We start from the raw sequence: 2,250 nt of genomic DNA, 5'->3' as shown, positions 1-2,250 counted from the left end.
CCCTCGGCACGGCGGCCGCGGCCGTGCTGCGCGCTCTGGTGACGGCCGCCGGTCTGGCCGCGATCGGTTACGGAATCCACGGCCTGATCGACGGGCAACCGGCTACGAACCCGCCGAACACGACGGCGTGGCTGATCGGCGGAATTCTGGCCCACGACCTGATGGTCGTCCCGGTGACGATGGCCGCCGGCTTCGTGCTCAGCCGGCTGATCCCGGCACCGTACCGGGCGGTGCTGCAGGCAGCGTTGCTGGTCAGCGGATCGGTCGCCCTGGCGTCGCTGCCACTGTGGCGTGGCTACGGCGGATCGGCCGACAACCCCTCGGTCAACCCACTGCCGTATGGACGAAACCTCGGGATCGTCATCGGCCTGGTCTGGACGTGCGCCGCGGCCGTCATCGTCCACCGTGCGGTTCGTGCCAGGCGGAAGCGGGCAGGCAGCGGCATCCCGTCTGATCCGCAGGTAGGACCATGACCTTCCGCACATTCTGATCCGCCGGCAGGGTCGTGACATTCTGGACCTTCCGCGGGCTCTGCCCGCGGATCAGCTCCCCGAGCCGGCAGGACCTGGAGCAGCCGACAGTCAGCTGCCCAGCGCGGCGAAGCAGCGGCCCTTGCTGCGCCAGATTTCCATGACGCGCAGGCCGGCGCCCGCGGCAAGGTGGGCGATCTCCTCGACGCCCACGAAGGCCCAGGGGAATGCCCTCGACACCCGGCCGTCCGGCCCCTCCAACCGGATCAGGTGCGCGCCGGTTGGTCTCCCGGGCGGTTCGAGTTCGACGAGCGCCCGACCGGTCGGGGCGAGCAGCTCGGTGGTGCGGCTCAGCAGCCGGGCCGGATCGCCACCGATCCCGATGTTCCCGTCGGCGAGGACCAGCGCGGCCCACCGTCCTTCGCCGGGCAGCCGGCCGAACACGTCACGTCGCAGCGCCACCGCGCCGGCGCGGCGGGTGAGTTCCACCGCGAACGGGGCCACGTCGATGCCGAGGGCGGGTATTCCGCGGACGGTCAGCGCCGCGGCAAGGCGGCCGGGGCCGCAGCCGACGTCGAGAGTCGGCCCGTTACATCGACGGAGCAGGAATGCGTCACCCGGTTTGACACCGCCGCGCCAGCGGTCCACAGGAAGGGATTCTCGCCGCCCGTCGGTGTGGCGTATCCATAGTCGTCCGGCAACGGACCGTAGTCCCGCTTCGTAGACGGCGGTCGGACAGCACCGGCCGTGGACGGTTGTGACCGCCTGGCCGCCGGTCACGGGATCGCCACCGGGCTGGCGTGACCTGCCTGCAAGCCCCGCAGCGTCGCGGCGAACCGTCCACCTGGTGCGACCCGTGCGACCGCTGCCGCATCGGCCGCGGTGTCGACGTCCCGCAGGACCGGAAGGGTCGCGACCCGCAGGCCGGCTTCGGACAGGCGGGCTCGCTGCCGCGCGCCGGTGTCCGGGCGGGACGTCGGGACGCTGCGCAGCAGCTCGCCGTCGGGGTGTCGCAGGCCGAGCGCCCACCAGCCACCGTCGGCGGCGGGGCCGAACACGGCGTCGGCGGAGCGCAGCGCGAGGCAGGCGTCGGCCAGCAGCGTCGGTGTCACCTGCGGGGTGTCCATCCCGATCAGCAGCGTCGGGCCACTGCTCCCGTCGAACGCGGCGGCAAGGCGGGCGTCGAACGGCCCGGACGCCTGCGGCACCACCTCGAGCGCAGCCGGCAACCACGGCATCCGCAGCCACGGACCGACGGCGCCGTCGAGGACGAGGGTGGGCCGCAGCCGGTCGAAGCCGGGAAGACGGCCCAGCTCGCAGATCGCGGCCAGGGTGTCCGCGATCGCGGCGGTGGCCACGGCCGCCGCCTGCACTGGACTGAACGGTGGCGTCAACCGGGTCTTGACCCGACCGGGCACGGGTTCCTTCACCACCACGAGCAGCCTCACCGCAGGCTCGCCAGGAGCGCGGACATGTCGCGCACGGCGCGGGCCGTGCCGAGCGGCGAACCGGTCACCTTCGACCTGCCGACACGCCGGTGGTAGTCGACGTCGATCTCGACGATCCGCCAGCCGGCCTGTGCTGCCCGCAGGAGCAGTTCCAGCGGGTAACCGAACCGGCGGTCGGCGACCGGCAGACGCAGGAGGTCCTCGCGGCGGGCGGCTCGCATGGGACCCAGGTCGCGGACGGGTACGCCACGTTGGCGCAACCGTCCGGCGACAATCGCGTTGCCGAGCCGGGCGTGCGGCGGCCAGGCCCGCACCGAGGTCGGGCGCCGCCG

General features: G+C 73.2%; 3 protein-coding genes and 1 pseudogene. 1 reads left to right on the top strand and 3 read right to left on the bottom strand.

The annotated features are described in order from the left end of the window. A partial coding sequence (locus DD1DGNOD_RS01655; protein WP_131769289.1) for a hypothetical protein occupies positions 1-473 on the top strand: 473 nt, incomplete at its 5' end. 108 nt (positions 474-581) lie between these two features. Here DD1DGNOD_RS01655 and DD1DGNOD_RS01650 read toward each other — a convergent pair. The 3 genes and pseudogenes from DD1DGNOD_RS01650 to DD1DGNOD_RS28535 all read right to left on the bottom strand — a co-directional run. Further along, on the bottom strand, positions 582-1,250 hold the full coding sequence (locus DD1DGNOD_RS01650) for a class I SAM-dependent methyltransferase (RefSeq protein WP_131769286.1): 669 nt from the start codon (positions 1,248-1,250) through the stop codon (positions 582-584). Next, positions 1,247-1,903: a TIGR04282 family arsenosugar biosynthesis glycosyltransferase gene (locus DD1DGNOD_RS01645; RefSeq protein WP_131764832.1), complete on the bottom strand. Its 657-nt coding sequence runs from the start codon at positions 1,901-1,903 to the stop codon at positions 1,247-1,249. The genes DD1DGNOD_RS01650 and DD1DGNOD_RS01645 overlap by 4 nt, the downstream gene beginning before the upstream one ends. Positions 1,904-1,914: 11 nt before the next feature. Continuing rightward, positions 1,915-2,250: pseudogene (locus DD1DGNOD_RS28535) on the bottom strand (glycosyltransferase); the annotation flags it as partial.

The sequence above is a fragment of the Candidatus Protofrankia californiensis genome (assembly GCF_900634765.1).
In the GTDB taxonomy this organism is placed as follows: Bacteria; Actinomycetota; Actinomycetes; order Frankiales; family Frankiaceae; genus Protofrankia; species Protofrankia californiensis.
Note: the sequence above shows the minus strand (reverse complement) of the source record. Positions and strands in the feature narration are given on the sequence as shown.